18 protein-coding genes are annotated in these 20,470 nt (G+C 39.4%); 10 read left to right on the forward strand and 8 right to left on the reverse strand.

Features of this window, described 5'->3' with window-relative positions; all coding sequences use genetic code 11:
* Window positions 1–32: 32 nt before the first annotated feature.
* The 3 genes from LY11_RS14175 (at window position 33) to LY11_RS14185 (ending at window position 3,662) form a co-directional block, all read left to right on the forward strand.
* The gene (locus tag LY11_RS14175; protein WP_111634324.1) at window positions 33–1,049 is read left to right on the forward strand and encodes a PorP/SprF family type IX secretion system membrane protein; all 1,017 of its coding nucleotides are present in this window, start codon (window positions 33–35) and stop codon (window positions 1,047–1,049) included.
* 99 nt (window positions 1,050–1,148) lie between these two features.
* On the forward strand, window positions 1,149–1,496 hold the full coding sequence (locus LY11_RS14180) for a hypothetical protein (RefSeq protein ID WP_146610847.1): 348 nt from the start codon (window positions 1,149–1,151) through the stop codon (window positions 1,494–1,496).
* A gap of 147 nt (window positions 1,497–1,643) precedes the next feature.
* Window positions 1,644–3,662 carry a tetratricopeptide repeat-containing sensor histidine kinase gene (locus LY11_RS14185; RefSeq protein WP_170132686.1) on the forward strand — a complete coding sequence of 673 codons (2,019 nt, stop codon included), beginning with the start codon at window positions 1,644–1,646 and terminating at the stop codon, window positions 3,660–3,662.
* On the opposite strand, the gene LY11_RS14190 is transcribed toward LY11_RS14185, so the two are convergent.
* The 8 genes from LY11_RS14190 to LY11_RS14225 all read right to left on the reverse strand — a co-directional run bounded on the left by LY11_RS14190 (window position 3,659) and on the right by LY11_RS14225 (window position 11,887).
* Window positions 3,659–5,356: a sodium:solute symporter gene (locus LY11_RS14190; RefSeq protein WP_111634327.1), complete on the reverse strand. Its 1,698-nt coding sequence runs from the start codon at window positions 5,354–5,356 to the stop codon at window positions 3,659–3,661. The genes LY11_RS14185 and LY11_RS14190 overlap by 4 nt on opposite strands.
* Before the next feature lie 139 nt (window positions 5,357–5,495).
* Complete coding sequence (locus tag LY11_RS14195; protein WP_111634328.1) at window positions 5,496–7,925, reverse strand: PIG-L family deacetylase; 2,430 nt, start codon at window positions 7,923–7,925, stop codon at window positions 5,496–5,498.
* An 89-nt stretch (window positions 7,926–8,014) separates the two neighbouring features.
* A complete protein-coding gene (locus LY11_RS14200) occupies window positions 8,015–8,617 on the reverse strand; it encodes a hypothetical protein (RefSeq protein ID WP_111634354.1) in 603 nt (200 codons plus the stop codon).
* Between the two features lie 54 nt (window positions 8,618–8,671).
* Window positions 8,672–9,109 (reverse strand): DoxX family protein, encoded by a 438-nt coding sequence (locus LY11_RS14205; protein ID WP_111634329.1) that lies wholly within the window; start codon window positions 9,107–9,109, stop codon window positions 8,672–8,674.
* 72 nt (window positions 9,110–9,181) lie between these two features.
* A complete protein-coding gene (locus tag LY11_RS14210) occupies window positions 9,182–9,784 on the reverse strand; it encodes a TetR/AcrR family transcriptional regulator (RefSeq protein ID WP_111634330.1) in 603 nt (200 codons plus the stop codon).
* A gap of 146 nt (window positions 9,785–9,930) precedes the next feature.
* Entirely contained in the window at window positions 9,931–10,557 is a 627-nt protein-coding gene (locus tag LY11_RS14215) for an alpha-ketoglutarate-dependent dioxygenase AlkB family protein (RefSeq protein ID WP_111634331.1), read from the reverse strand.
* A gap of 207 nt (window positions 10,558–10,764) precedes the next feature.
* Complete coding sequence (locus LY11_RS14220) at window positions 10,765–11,211, reverse strand: KTSC domain-containing protein (RefSeq protein WP_068402759.1); 447 nt, start codon at window positions 11,209–11,211, stop codon at window positions 10,765–10,767.
* 229 nt (window positions 11,212–11,440) lie between these two features.
* Window positions 11,441–11,887: a DUF1016 N-terminal domain-containing protein gene (locus LY11_RS14225; protein WP_111634332.1), complete on the reverse strand. Its 447-nt coding sequence runs from the start codon at window positions 11,885–11,887 to the stop codon at window positions 11,441–11,443.
* Window positions 11,888–12,106: 219 nt separating this feature from the next.
* On the opposite strand from LY11_RS14225, the gene tatA reads away from it, so the two are divergent.
* The 7 genes from tatA to LY11_RS14260 all read left to right on the forward strand — a co-directional run bounded on the left by tatA (window position 12,107) and on the right by LY11_RS14260 (window position 20,470).
* Window positions 12,107–12,268, forward strand: coding sequence for a twin-arginine translocase TatA/TatE family subunit (gene tatA / locus LY11_RS14230; RefSeq protein WP_111634333.1), 162 nt, complete (start codon window positions 12,107–12,109; stop codon window positions 12,266–12,268).
* A gap of 50 nt (window positions 12,269–12,318) precedes the next feature.
* Window positions 12,319–12,996, forward strand: a complete 678-nt coding sequence (locus tag LY11_RS14235) for a response regulator transcription factor (RefSeq protein ID WP_111634355.1) — start codon at window positions 12,319–12,321, stop codon at window positions 12,994–12,996.
* A gap of 8 nt (window positions 12,997–13,004) precedes the next feature.
* A complete protein-coding gene (locus tag LY11_RS14240) occupies window positions 13,005–14,369 on the forward strand; it encodes a sensor histidine kinase (RefSeq protein ID WP_111634334.1) in 1,365 nt (454 codons plus the stop codon).
* Window positions 14,370–14,438: 69 nt separating this feature from the next.
* Window positions 14,439–15,728, forward strand: a complete 1,290-nt coding sequence (locus tag LY11_RS14245) for a TolC family protein (RefSeq protein ID WP_111634335.1) — start codon at window positions 14,439–14,441, stop codon at window positions 15,726–15,728.
* A 7-nt stretch (window positions 15,729–15,735) separates the two neighbouring features.
* Window positions 15,736–16,839: an efflux RND transporter periplasmic adaptor subunit gene (locus LY11_RS14250; RefSeq protein WP_111634336.1), complete on the forward strand. Its 1,104-nt coding sequence runs from the start codon at window positions 15,736–15,738 to the stop codon at window positions 16,837–16,839.
* Window positions 16,840–16,869: 30 nt separating this feature from the next.
* Window positions 16,870–20,019: an efflux RND transporter permease subunit gene (locus LY11_RS14255; RefSeq protein WP_111634337.1), complete on the forward strand. Its 3,150-nt coding sequence runs from the start codon at window positions 16,870–16,872 to the stop codon at window positions 20,017–20,019.
* 205 nt (window positions 20,020–20,224) lie between these two features.
* Window positions 20,225–20,470, forward strand: coding sequence for a hypothetical protein (locus LY11_RS14260; RefSeq protein WP_111634338.1), 246 nt, complete (start codon window positions 20,225–20,227; stop codon window positions 20,468–20,470).

Genomic DNA, 20,470 nt, shown 5'->3' on the forward strand with positions numbered 1-20,470 from the left:
TAAGCCCGGGACTCTTATAAAAGACTTATATTATGAGAAAGGTTAGATTAATGAGATCGAAACTGTTTTTGCTGTTGTTCTTTACAACTTCCAGCCTGGTAGCTACTGCACAACAGGACATACAGTTCAGCCAGTACATATTTAATGGTTTAAGCGTCAACCCTGCCTATGCGGGTTACAAAGAAGACATGTACCTGAATACTACCTACCGGAAACAGTGGGTCAGTTTTCCCGGGGCACCGGAAACAGGAACAGCTTCGATAGACGGAGTCGCAAACTTATCCGGTAGTAAAACCGTAGGACTGGGTGCCCAGATATTATATGATAAACTAGGGCCGCAGCAGTCTTTATCATTCTATGGCTCCTACGCTTATAGAATAAGATTGAATGATGAAGATGATAGCAGGCTATCTCTGGGACTGGGTATTGGGGTTAATCAATATTCCATTGATGGAAACAAGTTCTCACCTATTGACCAGAATGACCCGAATATCCCGGTTGGTAAAGTGAGTACATTGAAACCCAATGCCAACTTTGGTATTTACTATTACAATCCAACATTCTATGCCGGTTTATCGGTACTCGATCTGTTCCCAAACAATATGTATGATAATATTTTTATAGGAAGCAATGACTATGGCAATCTTTCCATTAAGAAAACCAGGCATTATTACTTTACAGCTGGTACTATGCTAACTTTAAAAGAAGATATTAAGATGAAACCTTCAATTATGATCAAAGACGATTTTAAAGGGCCAACCAATCTTGATTTCAATGTTTTCTTTTTATATGCTGACCGCTTCTGGTTAGGAGGCTCTTATCGTACAGGAGTTAAATTATGGAGCAAAAGTGCCTTGCAGAGTGATTTAGAAAATGCAGATGCTTTTAGTATAATGGCAGAAGTTATGGCAACCGACAGATTACGTTTAGGCTATGCTTATGATTTTACGACAGGCAGATTAGCCAACTATCAAAGCGGGACGCATGAAATCTCTATTGGGTACTTATTGTTCAATAAGAGAAGAACAAGCAGCCCCCGCTATTTTTAATGGAGTCCTCGTAGTCTGGACAGTGTAAATATTAAGTATAATATAATGAATCTTAATTGAAATTAAAATTCATTATATTCAATATATAAAAGACAATATATGAAAAGATTAATTTTAACATCAGTATTCGTTTGCAGTATGATTGGCTCTCTTTCCATACAGACAGCAAACGCTAAAACCAGATCCCTTACAGAATCGAAAAGAGAAAAGGTTTATTTTGGAGATATAATGTACGGGCAGTTTAGAATTGCACTATTTGGAGAACGCCGGACAGCGAAAATTGAGCAAATTGATCTGTATGATTATGTTCAGAATAAGCATTTTCCTGCAGTCGTTTCCAGTGGCTCAATTACTTCAGGTTCAGCAACCCTTGAGATTACTTACATAGACAATGGGACGACCATAGCGCTGAATATTTATGAACAACCATTATTGGAATTTAATTAACCTGAATCCTTAAAAGAGATAAACTCTTTCAGGGATTATTATCAAATGGAATGATTAATGTATAACTTCCGACTACATTAACTACCTACCCGTATCATGTTCTTCCAAGCCCCCCTCCGTATTCAAGGAATATGTAAAAACATTATTTTGCTGCTGTGTATAGCTTATACCCTGATCGCTGTATCCTGTAATCCTGTACCCGGGCCTCCTGAAAACCATAAAGCACATTTCGATACGGTCATTAATCAGGCATCTGCCTTTATTGGTCATGGCCAGCCTAAACAAGCCGCAGTGTATCTCGATTCTGCCTACCACTCTTTTGCAAATCCAGGCATTAAGGACACTTATAGAAAATATGAGAACCTGATAAACATTTACCTGCATTATGATTTCGATACAGATAAAGCCCGGCTTTATACCGATAGTATATTCCACATTTTAAAAGGTCATGAAAAGTTATATAAAGAAGAATACGCAAATGGACTTTTCTTTCTTGGGGAAGTGTTCATGGCAGAAAAAAGATATACTGAAGCATTTAAAAGTTATTACGATGGAAGGTCTTTTGCGCTAAAGAACCTGGAAGATTGTTCGCTCTCTATTTTCAGCAATAAGCTGGGCTTAGTGAGATTTTCACAGGAACAGTATCATAAAGCTATTCCCTATTTTAAAGAAGCTATCGCAGAAAATAAAGACTGCAAACCGAATATGGGATTTGATCGCCTCTTTATCTTTCCGCAAACCAACCTGAATACTATAGCCATGTGTTTTGAAAGATCAGGTCACCCGGATAGTGCCATTTTTTATTACCAGAAAGCATTAACATTCATCGCCAGTAAAAAAGATCAATTCTCTAAAAGGGAATCCTTTATCTCTTCTGCCAATGGAGTAATCTATGGGAACCTCGGCGGTATCTATGCCAGAAACAACAATTATGAGGAGGCGGAAAAATTCCTGACACAGAGCATTTTGATTAATGACCATCCGGGTTATGATATTCAGGATGCACAAACTGCTAAACTTAAATTAGCGGAATTGTATATCAGGTATTCAAATTTTAAAAAAGCAGATCGCCTTTTAAATGAATTGCAGGTTTATTTATCCAGTAAACCAGGTGCGAATCAGCTAAACTTTGGTACCCGTTTAAATTGGTTCAGGCTCAGGTATGAATATCATGATAAAAGAAAAGAACCTTTAACCGCCTATCCTTATCTGAAAAAATATCATAAAGGCCGCGATTCTATCTATAAGATTGATAAACATCAAAAGAATATAGATATAGATCAGGCATTTAAAGATACTGCACAAAAGTACCGGATGAAGCTGCTGAATAAGGACAATCAGTTAAAAACAGCCTATCTCTCAGCTGCGGTTATTTGCATGCTGATGGTTATGATTATCCTCTTTTTTATCTGGCATAACCTAAAACGTTCCAGGAAACTGAATAAACAAATCAGTGAACAAAATATAAATATGCAGCAGACCCTAGACTCGCTGGAACAAAGTCAGGAGGAAAATGTCAGGGTGATGATGATTGTAGCACATGACCTCCGGAATCCAATTGGAAACATTACTTCTATGGCCAATTTAATGCTGTTGGAACAAGACCGTTCTGAAGATGATCTGCAAATGCTCGGCATGATTAAGACTTCAGGACAAAACTCCCTTTCACTTGTGAATGACTTGCTGAAATCAAATAGTAAAATAGAAAACCTTCAGAAAGAACCCGTTGATTTATATGTACTGCTTAATTACTGTGTGAACCTGCTCCGCCATAAAGCAAAGGAGAAAAATCAGCAGTTGGTTTTATATGGAACACAGGTGATCATTCCGTTGAATATGGAGAAAATGTGGCGGGTAATGAGTAATCTGATTGGAAATGCAATTAAGTTCAGCCCCGAATCAGCAACGATTACAGTGAGCCTGAAAGAAAAACAAGACTCAGTGTTAATTGCCGTGGAGGATCATGGTATAGGCGTACCAACTGCTATTCAAAACAAGATCTTTGACATGTTTGGTCAGGCTAAAAGATCTGGCACAGCAGGCGAACAACCCTTTGGGCTGGGCCTGGCTATCTCCAAACAAATTATTGAGCGGCATGGAGGAAAAATATGGGTGGAAAGTGAAGCGGGCCAGGGTTCCGTATTTTATGTAGAGCTTCCCGTTTAAGTAGTGATTTCTTTTTTCTTTAATACAGCCTGGAAGAACAAGGAAAGCAATACTACAAGCAAACAGCCGATCACGTTCAGCCATAAATAAGCCACTACTTTCTGATAGCCACAAATACAAACAACAGCCTCAGTTGCAATAGCAGCATAAAAAACTGCTCTGCCATTGACATGTTTCAAGTAAAAAGCTACTAAGAATACACCAAGGATAGTTCCATAAATATAAGAACCCAGTATATTAACAGCCTCAATCAGGTTTCCTATTTTACTGGCATATAAAGCCATTGCGATACAAACCAATCCCCAGATAACTGTTGACCACCTTGATGCTTTCAGATAGTTTTCTTCGGTCGCATTCTTATTGATTAATCTTTTATAAATATCAATTACACTGGTAGAAGCCAGTGAATTTAAAGCACTTGCAGTAGACCCCATAGAAGCCAGGAATATAATCGCAATAAGCAGCCCTATCAGCCCCTTAGGCAGATACTTGGTCACGAAACTTAGAAAGATATAATTGTTATCATTGACATCAGCACCGGGATCATTTTGCAGCATCAGATCGGTGACTTGTTTACGAACCACCTTGGTTTGTTCATCAGCTTTCTTCAATGCAATTCTTTGCTGATCAATTACAGGCTTATTCTGCTGATCTAAGGCATCATTCAATTTATTAACTTCTGTTTGTTTCTCTTCAAAGGCTTTCTCATAATCCTTTTTCAGCTGGTCCAGCTGCGGATTATATTTACTTTTCTCCAGTTTATTCAGCTCAAAACTATTAAAGAATACTGGTGGTTTATTGTACTGATAAAAAGTAAAAACGAGTACACCTATCAAAAGTATCAGAAACTGCATCGGTATTTTCACGAGTCCATTCATCAGTAAGCCCAATCGGCTTTCACTTACAGATGCACCTGTTAAGTACCGCCCAACCTGGCTCTGATCTGTTCCGAAATAAGATAACTGAAGGAAAAAACCACCTATTAATCCACTCCAGACCGTATAGGGATTATTCCAGTCAAACTTAAAATCGATTGCATTGGTTCTGCCCATCTTCCCGGCAATACTAATGGCTTTACCAAATCCAACATCCCCCGGCAGTAAATGAACAACCATAATTCCAGCAGCAAATAATCCGCAGAAGATAATACTCATTTGCAGCATTTGTGTATAGGATACAGCTTTAGTGCCCCCATAAACAGTATAAGCGACTACAATACCTCCAATAACTAAAGTGGTATACGTCGTATTAATATCTAAAATAGTGGACAGGATAATAGAAGGCGCATAAATGGTAATCCCTGTGGACAAACCTCTTTGTATTAAAAACAGAAAAGCAGTCAATGCACGGGTTTTTAAATCAAAACGCTGTTCCAGGTATTCATAAGCTGTATAAACTTTTAGCCGGTGGAATATAGGAACAAAGGTTACGCACAGCACAATCATGGCTAGAGGCAAACCAAAGTAAAATTGTACAAAGCTCATTCCTGACGAGTAGGCCAGTCCCGGAGCTGATAAAAAAGTAATCGCACTGGCCTGAGTAGCCATCACAGACAGACACACACTATACCATGGCAAAGATCGGTTCCCCAATAAATATCCATCAATGTCCTTTGCACCTCTGCTCTTGTAAACGCCGTAAGAGACAATTGCAATCAGTGTACAGCATAAAACTGCCCAGTCAGTATAACTCATTCAAAGTATCGGGTAAATAGGTAAAAGCACAGGATCAGGAAAACCAGCCAACCTGCCAGCAACCAGTAAAACTGTTTCCAGCTTTTCACAAAAGGTGGCAATTCAGTGCTGCGTTTTTCAGTTTTCATTTTGTGCTGTATTATTTAGAAATCAGGTTCACAAATAATCTGTATGCCCCGGGAACACCAGCAGGCAGCTCTCTGAAAAAGGCCAGAGAAGTATAAACAAACTTACCTTTTCCAAAATCAGTAACTAGCAATGAACCATTACTTGCTTGTTCTCCGGTATCATTCATCTGTAAAATCGGGGTATAATGTGCATCAATGCCAGTAGCGAAATATAAACCGCGTTCCTGAATCCAGCCCTCAAAATCTTTCGCTGTAATTTGATTAGGGAAGTTTAACGCCGGGTGAGCAGGTTTCAGAAAAGTAACTTTCGCATCTTCCTCAGTGACCCTGTCACGGCTAAGCTGAAAAGGATAAGGACCAAGCTCTGTAATTTTCAGCGGTGAATTTACATTGTACTGAACCAGTAAAACACCACCTTCTTTAACATAACTCATTAGCTTTGGCTGCATGAGTGCTATTTTATCATTGATGTTATACAAGCGTACACCAGTAATAATCGCATCATAACCAGAAAGATTACCATTGATGACCTGATTTTCAGTTAGTCTGGTCACCTGGTAGCCGATTTGCATCAGTGACTCCGGGATTAAATCTCCGGCACCTGCGATATAGCCAATTCTTTTACCGGCAAATTTCAAATCAACTCTTTCCACCCGGGCTTCTGCCACAGGAAATAAAGTCTGTACCGGAATATGATCATATCCGATCACCTTCAGTCCTTTTTGATAAGTTTCTCCATCCACCTTTACAGAGAAAGAGAGCTGACCTTCAGAAACCTGACCAGCAGGCGTAACCGTAAATTCAACATTCTGCTCCTGCCCTTTTTCACGAAGGTCAAAATCAACCTTTTCCGGAGTAACTTTCCATCCGGAAGGAATAGCCGGCTGAAGTACCCCTTTAGCATTTGCTTCAAAACTCTTTAACTGTACAGTAATTGTTTTAGGAGAATTATTGGTAAAGACAAAAGAATGTTCGGCCAGCGTAGCTGTAACAGGAGGCGCAACCACTAATGGCTGATATAATTCTCCTTTTACCGCATCGGTATGTTTATAGACCAGTGGTCGTGTAACTTCAATAGCCTGGTTGCCAAATAATACCCTGAATACTCCGGCAACAGGAGCTACAGCTTCAGGTAAACTCAGGTTTTTCAAAGAATCAATGATATAGCTGCCTATAGGATGTTTTTTCTCCAGCCAGTAAGGCTGAGTCAAACCGATTTGACGGGCTGAGATTTTAGTTTCTCCGGTCAGCATGTGGTTCGGAATCAATTCTTCTGTATGCTCCGGATTTAATTCCTGTAAAGAAATTCGAATCGGAAAATATTTTCGCACCCTTGATATTGCATTGATAGTGACAGGGATTGAATCATTAATCGCATAAGATGGTTCTGGAACCGTAGTTTCTATCCAGATACCTGCACAGGCTAAAATCAATTCATCCAGCTGCTGATGTTTAAAAGGCAAATCTTTGACTTCTTCTCTCAATTGTAATAAGGCATTGATGGATTTTGAAGGATCTGAAGAATCATAATCAGCAATCACTCCATTGAGTATTTGCTGTGCTTTTTCTGTTCCTTTATTTCTATCGAGGTTCAGGTTAATCCCGTCAAACAGATCTGTTTTGGCTGCCTGACCACCTACCGGGCTAAAAAATTCTATAGCTGAGCCACGCTGTTTTGCAGATCCGAAGCCCTGGCTTTTATGGTTAGAGCGGCTTTCGGCTGCAATTTCACCATAACCTTTTCCTAATAAAGGATTAAAAACACCCACGTCAATTTTCAGCTGATCATCGGCAGTGGTATTGGTAGAACCAAAATTAAAGGTATTCCATAAAATCCGTTTCGCCTGCCAGACTTTAACTTGTTTAAGCTGTTCAGGAAAACGTTTGGGATCTGCAGCAGCAACAAAAGCTTCCCTGGCAAGAATTGCCGAGGCTGCGTGATGCCCATGACCTGCACGTGCATCTTCCGGGAAACGGGTAATAATCACATCCGGCTGAAACTTACGGATCACCCAGACCACATCTGAAAGGATCTGTTCTTTATTCCATATCTTAAAGCTTTCTGCCGAATTTTTAGAGAAACCGAAGTCATTTGCCCGGGTAAAAAACTGTTCTGCGCCGTCCATCCGCCTTGCAGCCAAGAGTTCCTGCGTACGAATCAATCCTAATAGCTCTCCTTGTTCGGTACCTATCAGGTTTTGTCCGCCATCACCCCTGGTCAATGATAAATAACCAGTCCTTACTTTTCTCTCCTTAGAGAGATAAGCCAGTAGCCGGGTATTTTCGTCATCAGGATGTGCAGCAATATATAGCACACTTCCAGTAACGTTTAAGCTGGCTAATCCCTGCCTGATTTCCGCAGCATTGAGTTCAACTTGCTGGGCTTTACCAAAAAATGGGGCATAGGATAGTAAACAAAGAAAAAACAGACGATTCCGCATAACAGGGTTAGATCAATTGTCGAAAATAATTAAAATAACCCTGTCTATCCGTTTATTTGGAAATAAATGTTGGTAACAATGTTGTCAAATTATAGCAGGATTTTACTGCTCACTTCTTTATCGATGCTGATAAAACCAGGATATTTCACTAAAACCCCTCCTACCATAATACTAGGTCTGATTTTTAGCGTCACCAATCCTTTTCTTTCTGAGCCGCCATTTGCACCACCACGTAAGAAATCTGAAATTTCAGACATTACTTTCTGGTTAGAAATAAACTGGTAAACATTCACATTCAAATCTACCGGTACAACTACAGACTGACCTGCAGGAATACTTACCTGCTGATTCACAAAACCGTTAGCCAGTTCTTGTTTATTGATCAGCACTTTATATTCAAATTGATTGATTGCAGCAAGGTTACCTGAAGGGTTAGAAATTTCCATATTTAGCCTGGCGCGAAAAGGAACGTCTCTTCTAAGCAGTCCGAATGCCAAACCTGGTAAGCTTGCCAGGTTAATATCCTGACCACTTACTATTTTCTTCACATCTGCTCCGGCCACTGAAAGATTTTCAGCCGAAACGATTCTGTACTTACAATTTTCAAGTGCTTTGATTTGCTGTGCTTGTTTATTCACGCCGCATCCCATCACTGTCATTACCGTCAGGCAAATCAATACTATCCTGTTCATATACATTTCTTTAATATTCTACTAATAACGGTTTAACCGGGAATTATTGCCCGGCTAGTAACTTCTTCTGGCTCTGGCAGACTTCTGGCTGATGATACTATCAATGCTCAATCTTCCACCACCAGCAAATAACAAAACAATGTAAGTAAGGAGATAATGGATAGCCAGTTCCTTTTCTTTGAGTCCATCATTACCATGAGCAACAAATATAGCGATCAGCATAGTCACCATTAAAGGAAGGACAGCTAAACGTACGGCAACGCCCAGAAGAATTAATACCGAACAGATTACCTCTGCAAAAACAGCTAAAACCAAAGTCGTAGTATCACCAAGGCCAATAGGGTCCATAAATTTAATTTCACCACCGGCAAGCAGCAATTCAAGTTTAGGTATTCCATGAGAAAGCATCAGACCAGCTACACCAATCCTTAAGATCAGTAAAACAAAATCAAGGCCTCTGTGATTGTAATTCGTGTTAAATAATCTGTTCATCGGTCTGTATGAGTTTTAATTTAAGCGTAAACTTAATATTTTTCCCTGAACCAACAACAATCCTGCCGCTTCTTATAAAGCAAGGGATCTGCAGAACCCACTGATTGCATCTTTTAAAATCATCTTTTTAAAAGCATCAGTTTTACCACTGTTTTCAATCATTTGTATAGAAACAAGACCATGCAGGATGGACCAGTAGCCATGATATTTTAAGAAATAGTCAGCTTCTTCATTCTTAGCCTGGATTAAGGCCTCACGTATAGTAGAAACCAGGATACTGGTCATTTCTTTAATTTCTGTGATCTGATTGACCATTTCACATGCTGGAATTCCCAGACCGAACATCAATTGATAGTATTCTTTATTTTCAAAAGCAAAATCCCAATAAGCAATTGCCATCACTTTCAGCTGGTCTGCAGGTAAAGTCACTGAGTCTTTTGACTCTTGCAAGGCTAAAGCTAATTTCTGATAACCTTCTTTGGAAAATTCAAGCAATATCGCTTCTTTATTTTCAAAGTGATTATAGATAACCGGAATACTATATTCTATGGCATCGGCTATCTTCCGGATGGAAAGTGATTGCCAGCCATCAGTTACTACCATATGCCATGCAGCACCCAGAATTCCAGTACGGATTTCTTCTTTATGACGCATTTTGCGCTCCACTATTCCCATTTGATCTACCTAAGTTAACACTGTTAGCAAATGTAAGCCTATTATTTTATCATTCAGAAAGGACAGGGAATTTTGACTTAGCTGCAACAATTGCACATTGATGAACGGAGCTATTTTGCTGTAAAGAGCTATTTTAATACGATAGGTTAGAGATGATCAGAAAATCCCTTTTTCAGCATCAGCCTGAAAATTAAATTAATTCTTGGCCCAACCAAAATAGAAGTTTTAGGTAAACGCTGCTCCCAAAATTCCTGAGTTTGTCCTTTGATGAATAAAACACTACCATGATCCAGTTCCAGAGAAACCACAGGTACCTTTTCCTTATAGTCCCTGAACTGAAAAATTCTTGTTGCCCCAAAGCTCACCGTAACAATAACAGGGTATTCTCCTAGAGCATGCGCATTATCCCGGTGCCAGCCCATATAATCTTTTCCGTCCCGATAATAGTTCAGTAAACATTCATTGAATGAAGTTTCAAATTTAGCTTCGAGTTTCGTTTTGATATTTAACAAAGGTACAGTCCAGTACCGGGCTTTCAGCATTAAGCTCCCCTGATGATATTCCGCATTTTCATCACCGGAAAAAGCCGTTAAACGAGGTTCCATTTTCTTTTTACCAAATTGAACGGCAGGTTCCTGTATCCAGGAAATATCATGCTTAAAATGGTCAAAATAACTATCGCTCTCTTGTGTAGTAAAGAAATCCGGGAATAACAATGCCTCGCCATGTGATGGGAGGATGTTGTGGTGATCTGCGTCAATCAGATGTTGCATAATGTACGAATTGAGATACTTTGCAGGATCAAATAACGTCTTTTATGCTGAACAATCATGCAGCTTATTATTGTTGCGGGAAATACTTAAAAATTTATCGGCCAGTATGTTCTTTATAGGAGGCTACAAAAAGCACGCTGACCGACGGTATAAGCTTATCCTGCCGAAACAGGATAAGTGAATCTATTCGTTAAATCAGAACAGGAATTAAGCTGTTTCTAATTTTACTATGTTTCTGTAAGGAAAAGAATTGAAGATATGACGACGTGCAAATCTTCCTGGAGAATCTGCATTGACCAATTTCACATAAATTGCTTTTGGAACTTCAAAATACTCGTATCCGCTTCCATCAAGGAAATGAACGGTAAGTACCAGGCCAGCCCAGTTATAATCAGCAATACCACATGAAGTGATTGTACTTGTATATTCTTCAATTGAGCCAGCAAGTGTTTCAGGAGCAATGCTAACCAGGAAATGATAGGCTTCAATAATTTCTTTACTTTTTGTTTCAGCAGCTAATTTAGCTTCATCACTTTCTTGAAATTTATCAGGATGATATTCCTTCATTAAATTTCTGTAAATGGTTTTAAGCTCTTTCAGCTCGGCATCTTTTTGAACACCTAACAATTTTCTGTAATCGACAATCTTCTTCATAAATATATTTAATGCAATTATTGTCTACATTTAACAGGCTGAAATTCAGGATCAACCCATAATAATGACTAACAATTTTGCAAAGGTACAATTTTATATGGGAAAGAAAGATTAAGCTTTGATTAATAGTGATTAACAATATTTTAATCTGGTCCAATCAGGCTTTCAATGCAACCTTCGTCACTGTTAAACAGATTTAATTTCACTTTTTCACGTTCAACTTCTGCAATCAGGACGATAAAAGTCTTTGATAATAGAAGGTATTAATATTGCGTTCAAGTGTGCGAACACTCCAACCTTGCTCTGCCGCTTCACTTAAATAATAAGTTCTCGCTTCTTTATCCTCAATCCTCATAATAAGCCTGTTATGACTCCATGTCAAATTGCTACACAGTGTGTAGCAATTCTCATTATCAGGATAAATAAGATAAAATTGCCTAAAATTACGAAGATTAGCATAGGAAAATCCTTTCCCAAATTCAAAAGTCAAAGCTTTAGAAAGTTCTTTCAGTATCGCTTCTCCATAAACTGCTTTTTCTGCCCCGTGCTGTTCTTGTTCAACAATACGTTTGCCTATTACCCAGTATGCCTCCACCATCGCTGTATTTACAGCTGTATAAGCTTTCTGCCTTGCCTTACTTAATATTAACTTGATTTCATCTATGTAATTGTTCATAACCCTATTTACCCCACATCGTTCAATTAGAGTTAATTTAATTTCAAAAAACTAACAAATTCCTTAACCTTCAACATTTTAACCTCATTTTAATCCCGTTTTAACAAGACTTTAATTATCCCATTTTACTTTTGTTCAAACAAAACACACCATAAGCCTGTCCGGCCCATATTCATAAAACCCGGACAGACTTTAAATCTCACCACTAATCAAAATAATATGCTTCAGCACCCTATTTTAGCCGCATTGGGCACCCCAGAAATCCTTGTTATCCTGGTTGTTGTGTTACTCCTTTTTGGAGGTAAAAAAATTCCTGAACTGATGAAAGGCCTGGGCCAGGGCGTTAAAGAGTTTAAAGACGGTCAAAAAGGGAATGAATGAGTTTGGATTTAGATAGTTACCTTTGTAGCTCAACCAACCCCGAGCAGCAAATGTTTAATATCGGATTAGCAGAAGATGATGTAAAAATAGCCAGCCTGGTTAAAACCGGACTGGAAGAACATAATTATAATGTCACTACTATCCCTGATGGCATAATGGCCCTTTATACCTTTCAGGAAGAGCAATTCGATCTGTTGATCCTTGACGTAATGATGCCCGGTATGAACGGCATTGAAGTTTGCCGTCAGATCAGACAAACCAATAAAGAAGTTCCCATCCTGATGCTAACCGCATTAGGTTCCATTGATGATAAAGTACTGGGGCTCAATTCCGGTGCTGACGATTACCTGGTCAAACCTTTCCATTTCAAAGAATTGCTGGCCCGCATTGAGGCTATGCTCAGAAGACAGCAAACCGTACAAAGTCAGCTCAAACACACCCTTAGTTTTGAAGATATTCTTATGGATACCTATTCCAAGACTGTTCAGCGTGCAGGTAAGGACATTACACTTACTGCGAAAGAATTTACGCTGCTTGAGCTCTTCCTTAAAAATCCAAACCGTCTTTTATCCAGACAATACATTGCGGAAAATGCCTGGGATATTAGTTTTGATACCGGCACTAATGTGATAGATGTTTATGTAAACTTCCTGCGCAATAAGATCGAAAAGGGATTTGACAAGAAAATAATTCATACGAAAATTGGTATGGGTTATATCATGAAGTAAACAATTCCATGAAGATCAAAGACCGCCTGGCTTTATATTTTACGCTGATCAGTACAATTACACTCCTATGTGTACTATCCGTGACCTACTTCACCTTCAAAAAAGTAATGGAGTCAGAGTTTTTTGACCGCCTGACCGACAGGACTATGGTCACGGCCAAACTTTACCTTGAAGCAGATGAAATTTCAGATGAAGCTTTGAATAAAGTAAGAACACAGTATCTGGAAAAACTGAACGGAGAAGTCATCCGCATTTACAATGAGCGAAACAGTGCCGCTTTTATTGGTGATGACCAGCAATTCTGGAGCAGTCAGACTATTGATAAAGTTAGAGAAATGGGAAAAGTCCGTTTCAAAGAAGGAGAAAGACAGGTAGTCGGAATTTTCTATAAAGATAACCAGGGAGATTTTGTGATCCTCGCCTCTGCGATTGATCAAGGTACAACGCTAAGAATCCATAAGTTATTAAAAGTGATGATTGGCGTATTTATCATCATCTTTCTTGGTCTGCTGCTTTCTGGCAGATGGATCGCTAAAAGAATATTATCTCCGCTTGATGTATTCATCGGCCAGGTCAAATTAATCAAGTCAAACAACCTCCATTTCAGAGTAGAAGAAGGAACCAATAAAGACGAGATCACTTTACTGGCACAGAATTTCAATAACCTGATGGAGCATTTGGAACACTCTTTTATTTTACAAAAGACATTTGTTGCCAACGCCTCTCATGAACTGCGGACACCCGTTACCCGGATGATTATCGGAGCTGAAATTGCGCTTTCCAAAGATCGCCAGAAACAAGATTATGAAAAAGCACTTCACTCGGTTCTGGAAGATGCAGAAAAACTGGAAAATATCATCACTGCGCTTTTTAATCTCGCACAGGCCGATCTCGAATATAGTTCTTCACTCGCTGAGCAAATCCGTATGGATGAGCTGATCTGGCAATTGCAAGCAGAATGGAACAAGCATAAAGGCCCAAACAAGCTGCTGGTAGAAATGACAAACCTGCCGATGACTGATGATGCACCGCTAATCATTACTGCAAACCCTACCTTGCTGCAAATTGCACTGGACAATATTATCAGCAATGCTTTTAAATTCTCAGATGACCAGCAAGTTAGCTGCAACCTGGATATTTCACCCGCAGGAATGACAGTAACGATAAGTGATCATGGCGTAGGCATACCCGAAGCTAAATTGGAGGAAATCTTTAAACCCTTTTACAGTTCCTCACACAAATCAGAACATGCAGGCAATGGCATGGGCTTATATATGGCGCATAAAATCATCACGCTGTTTAATGGAAAAATCACAGTAACGTCATCTAATGGTATTGGTACTACTTTCCGTATTGAATTTCATTCATTTTAATCAGTTTTTAATATCCCTTTAATTCACCTTTAATTTCTCGAAATTAGATTTGTTTAAAATATTAAGCAAATGACCTCTAACTTCCTGAAATATCAACTGTTAATCTTCGGCTTCGCTCTGCTAGGCTTCTCCGAAAACGCAGCAGCTCAGGCAACTGACACGCTCAAAATCAGTCTGCCCGAAGCAGAAAAGCTATTTATACAAAACAATTATCAATTAATTGCCCAAAACTATCAGACAGATCAGGCAAGGGCAGAAATCATTACCGCCAAATTATTTGATAATCCAGAATTAAATGTAGAAACCCAATTATACAATTCCAAGACCAAGAGATTCTTTGAAACTTCGAAAACAGACGGCGAGTATCAAGCTTCAATTTCTCAATTGATTAAACTTGCCGGAAAAAGAAATAAAAACATTCAGCTTGCTAAGTCAGGTGTAAAATTAGCAGAATACCAATATTTCGATCTGATGCGCACTTTAAGATTTAATTTGCGCTCTAACTTCTATAAAACTTATTACGCACAGCAATCTGCAAAGCTTTATCAACAACAGATCGGCTCTTTGCAAAAACTGCTTTCCGCTTCAGAACAGCAATTGAAAATGGGAAATATCGCGATGAAGGATATTATCAGGATCAAATCGCTGGTTTATAGTTTGCAAACAGAATACAATAACCTGGAAAACAGTATTGAGGATATGGAAACAGACCTTAAACTGATGACTAACCTTAAACCAGATGCGAATTTAATGTTGGTGATGGACCCTTCAGAAGAACAAGCTTATCAATTAGATAAAGCAGTTTACACCAATCTGCTGGATTCAGCACGTACCAACCGTGCAGATTTGAAAATGACGCAAACCGGAATTGAATATGCTCAAAAAGCCCTCAGCGTACAAAAAGCGAACGCAGTACCTGACGTGCAGTTTTCTTTAACCTATGATTTGCAGGGAAGTTATCCAAATAATTACACCGGATTAGGCATGCACATCCCACTTCCTTTATTTAACAGAAACCAGGGAGAGATCAAAAAAGCGAAAATTGCGATTAATGCCGGACAAAACCAATTGAACCAGCAGGAATCTGCCTTACAAAACGAAGTCTTTAATAGCTATAAATCAGCCTTAAGAACGGAGAGTTTATACAAAGGTTTCGATAAAAACTTTAGCAGTGATTTTGATAAGCTGATCACAGAAGTGATTAAGAACTTCAAAAGCAGAAACCTGAGCCTGCTGGAATTTATGGACTTCTATGACTCCTATAAAGAAAGCACCCTGCAAATGAACGACCTGAAATATCAGCGAATGAATGCCAAGGAAGAAATCAATTATGTAACTGGTACTACAATTTTCAAATAATACACACATGCAAACCCAAATCAAACAATTCAGCAGGCTGACCATTGGCGTAATAGCCGCTTTGTTATTTTTACAAAGCTGTACAGAACACGTTAAAGAACCACCTAAAGATGAAAAATTTGCTGTTACTGATTCCCTGATCAACAGATTACTGATTGATACAGTTAGAAATCCAAACAGTGAAACCGACATTAGCTTCTCTGCCAAGATAGCTCCAAATGATGAAACCACAGCGAAAATATTCCCGATGGTGAGTGGAAATGTACGTTCAGTGCCAGTTAAACTCGGTGACCGGGTGAGCAAGGGACAAGTATTAGCCACCATGGGAAGTGCCGAAATGGCCGGATTTGATAAAGAAGCGATCAGTTCTTCTGCCGAACTGAGAAATGCAGCAAGAAGCATGAAACTTGCTGAAGATCTCTATAAAAGCGGCTTATCATCTGCCAGAGATCTGGAAGAAGCTAAAAATAATTACCTCGTTAAACAAGCAGAAGAAAAACGCAGTAAAGCAGTGCTGAACCTGAACGGTGGAAGCACTAATGGAACTTATACTTTGAAATCACCAATTTCAGGTTTCGTCATTGAGAAAAATGTAAACAGCAATATGCAGCTCAGACCAGACAATAGCCAGAGTTTATTTACCGTAGCTGATTTATCGACCGTATGGGGTTTGATCAATATCTATGAATCTGATATTTCCAGTGTTAAACAAGGCGATAACGTAAAAATCTCTATTCTCTCCTACCCTGATAAAGTTTTCACAGGAAAGATTGATAAGATTTACAATATCCTTGATGAAGACAGTAAAGTGATGCACGCGAGGGTAAGTATTCCGAATCCAGGTTACTTATTAAAGCCAGGAATGATGGCTACGGTACAAATCGCTTCAAAATCTGATGTCAACCTGCCTTCTATCAATGCAAACAACATCATTTTCGACGAGAATAAAAATTACGTCCTAGTACTGGATAAAGTAAAAAAAGTACGCATACAAGAAGTAGAAATAGGGAGAAAATCGGGCGATAAGGCCTATATCAGCAAAGGGCTGCAACCAGGTGACCGTATTGTCGCCTCCAAGCAGGTATTCCTTTACGAAAGCCTTAAAGACTAATTTTCTTACACCAGATAAAAATTCACTATAATGAATAAATTCATTAAGACGATCATAGGTTTTTCCCTAAAAAACAAGATCTTCATATTCTTTGCTACCCTGGTGATGATCCTGGCTGGTTACCTGAGCTTTAAGCACACGACCATCGAGGCCTTTCCGGACGTAACCAATACGAATATTACGATCATTACCCAATGGCCTGGACGTAGTGCCGAAGAGGTAGAAAAGTTTGTAACCAGACCGCTTGAAATAGCGATGAACCCAACCGAAAAAAGAACCAGTATCCGTTCTTCTTCACTATTTGGGTTATCCATTGTAAAAATAACCTTTGAAGATGATGTAGATTATGCGTTTGCCAGGGTCCAGGTTAACAATCACATTGCCGAAGCAGATATTCCTGCAGGAGTAAATCCTGAAGTTGAACCTCCCTACGGGCCAACAGGTGAAATTTTCCGTTATACTTTAAAAAGCGATAAGAAGTCAATCCGGGAATTAAAAACATTGCAGGACTGGGTAGTTCAAAGAGAATTGCTTTCTGTACCTGGCATTGCCGATGTAGTGAGCTTTGGTGGAGAGGTTAAAACCTACCAGATCACAGTTGACCCGCAGAAATCTATACAATACGGTGTAACTGCCTCTGAACTTTTTGATGCGGTATCCAAAAGTAATATCAACGTAGGCGGTGATGTAATCAATCAGGGCGGTCAAGCTTACGTAGTTCGCGGAATTGGCGTACTGAATAACATTGATGAAATCAATAACGTGATTGTAGACAATGTAAACGGAACACCAGTTTATGTAAAAACTATTGCAGACGTTACAGAGAGTGCTCTACCAAGATTAGGTCAAGTAGGCCGGGATAACGACCCTGATGTTGTTGAAGGGATCGTAGTGATGCGTAAAGGCGAAAACCCAAGCGAGGTCCTGACCAGATTAAAAGAGAAGATTAAAGATATTAATGATAATATTCTGCCACAGGATGTGAAGATCAGCACTTTCTATGACAGAGAAAACCTGGTTAACTTTGCAATCCATACAGTAATGCACAACATGATGGAGGGGATTATCTTCGTTACCGTTATTGTGTTCTTATTTATGGCAGACTGGCGGACTACGCTGATCGTGTCTATTATCATTCCCCTGGCTTTACTGTTCGCCTTTATTTGTTTAAAATTAAAGGGAATGTCTGCCAACTTACTGTCGATGGGGGCGATTGACTTCGGTATTATTATAGACGGGGCCGTGGTGATGGTCGAGGGGATTTTCGTTGCCCTGGATCACCGTGCGCAAGCTTCCGGAATGAAAAAATTCAATGGCCTGAGTAAATTGGGGATCATTAAAAGAGCATGTTTAGAGAATGGTAAAGGTATATTCTTTGCCAAGCTAATTATCATTACAGGGTTACTACCTATTTTTACCTTTGAGAAAGTTGAGGGGAAAATGTTCTCTCCATTGGCATGGACGTTAAGTTTTGCCTTACTGGGTGCATTGATCCTCACTTTTACTCTGGTACCCGCACTGGCAAGTGTCCTGTTGAATAAAAATGTAAAAGAGAAAAACAACTTCTTCCTGCGTGCCATTACCAACGGAACAATCAGGTTTTACAATACTTGTTTCAAAGCAAGGAAACTCGTATTCGGCATATCAGTGGTTATCCTGGTTTTAGGTTTATTCAGTTTTAAATTCCTGGGAACAGAGTTTTTACCATCACTCGATGAAGGTTCTATTTACGTCCGTGCAAGTGCGCCGCTGAGTATATCCTTAGATGAAACTAAAAAACTATCTAATGAGATCCGTAAGATCTTCCTTCACTTTGATGAGGTCAAACAAGTCGTATCTCAAACCGGAAGACCTAATGATGGTACAGACGCGACAGGATTTTACAATATGGAATTCCTGGTAGATATTTATCCGAAGGATGAATGGAAGCGCAAAGAGAGTAAAGAACAGCTCATTGAACGCATGCAGGAGCGGTTAAAAGGTTATCCTGGGATTAGTCTTAACTTCTCTCAGCCGATCTCTGACAACGTAGAAGAAGCGGTATCTGGTGTAAAAGGATCAATTGTAGTGAAGATGTTTGGAAATGACTTTCATTTCATTGAGAAACAAGAAGAGAAAATCGAAAATATCCTGAAAACCGTGAAAGGAATTGAAGATTTAGGGATCTTAAGGAACTTAGGACAGCCTGAATTGCAGATCAACCTTGATCAGACTAAAATGGCACTTTATGGGGTAAGAACTGAAGATGCGAACGCAGTTATTGAAATGGCGATTGGCGGTAAAGCAGCGACCCAGATTTATGAGGGAGAACGTAAGTTTGACCTGAGGATCAGGTATCCGGATTCCTTCAGACAAAATGAGGAATCTATTGGTAACCTGAGAATACAAAGTCTTTCGGGTGCAAAAGTACCGTTGAGTGAAATTTCCACGATTAAAAAAGTAACCGGCCCAAGTATTATATACCGTGATAAACACCAGCGGTATGGTGCGATTAAATTCTCGATCAGAGGAAGAGATATGGGAAGTACTATTGCAGAAGCGCAGGCAAAAGTAAACGCAGCAATCAAATTGCCTAAAGAATATAAATTACAATGGGCAGGAGATTTTGAAAATCAGCAGCGTGCTACTGCAAGATTGTCCCAGGCAGTTCCAATCAGTTTATTGCTGATCTTCTTTATCCTGTTTATTTTATTCGGGAATATCAAAGATTCATTGCTGGTTCTGAACAATGTTCCTTTTGCCATGGTTGGAGGGGTTTTAGCCCTGCTGGCATCCGGTGTCAACTTTAATATTTCGGCAGGTATTGGTTTTATAGCCTTATTCGGAATCTGTGTACAGAACGGGGTAATTCTACTGACCAAATTCAAGTCGAATATTGCAGAGCTGAAGTACCACCCTACCTGGTCATTCCCAGATGCTTTGAAGGATGGTATTGCGACCAGGCTGCGTCCGGTAATTATGACCGCTATGATGGCTGCAATTGGCCTTATGCCTGCTGCATTATCAACAGGGATTGGTTCTGAAGCTTCAAAACCTTTAGCGATTGTAGTAATCGGAGGTTTAATCACGAATACCTTATTTAGTTTGTTTGTATACCCGATTGTATTTTATTGGGCTTACCATAAAAAAGCCAGACACCTGACAGAAACCAGGGATACGGCGGGAGTAGCGCATCATTAAGGATGCGCAATCCTAAAAACTTTTTTTCAGTTGGTTAGGGTTGTGTTTGCATTGAGCCAAAGGATTGGCAGATTTTTGAAGCTCAATTGTGCAAACACTTTAAAGGGGTACCGCGAAAGCGGCTACCCCTTTTTAATTTTTATCTATCTTTTGTGAAACAGTCCCGCTGTTGAGGTGTTAAGTAAATTGAATAAGCAATTAAACTATGGCAGATTTAGAATTACACAATCCGGAATTTGAAATTACAGTAGAGCTGAATGGGGCAAATCAAACCATTCAGGTACAGCCAGATGAAACGAGCGATGGCGTTGAATATTTTATCTGTAAATCCAAGGGTGAGCAACTCACTCAAATCAGACGTGATGAAGATGGTAAATGGGAGCAGCTCTGGGGCGACCTGAGTCAGGAAGATATAGACAGCATTGGACATAAAATTGAAAATAAATCATAA

It is taken from the genome of Pedobacter cryoconitis, assembly GCF_003259615.1.
Classification (GTDB): domain Bacteria; phylum Bacteroidota; class Bacteroidia; order Sphingobacteriales; family Sphingobacteriaceae; genus Pedobacter; species Pedobacter cryoconitis.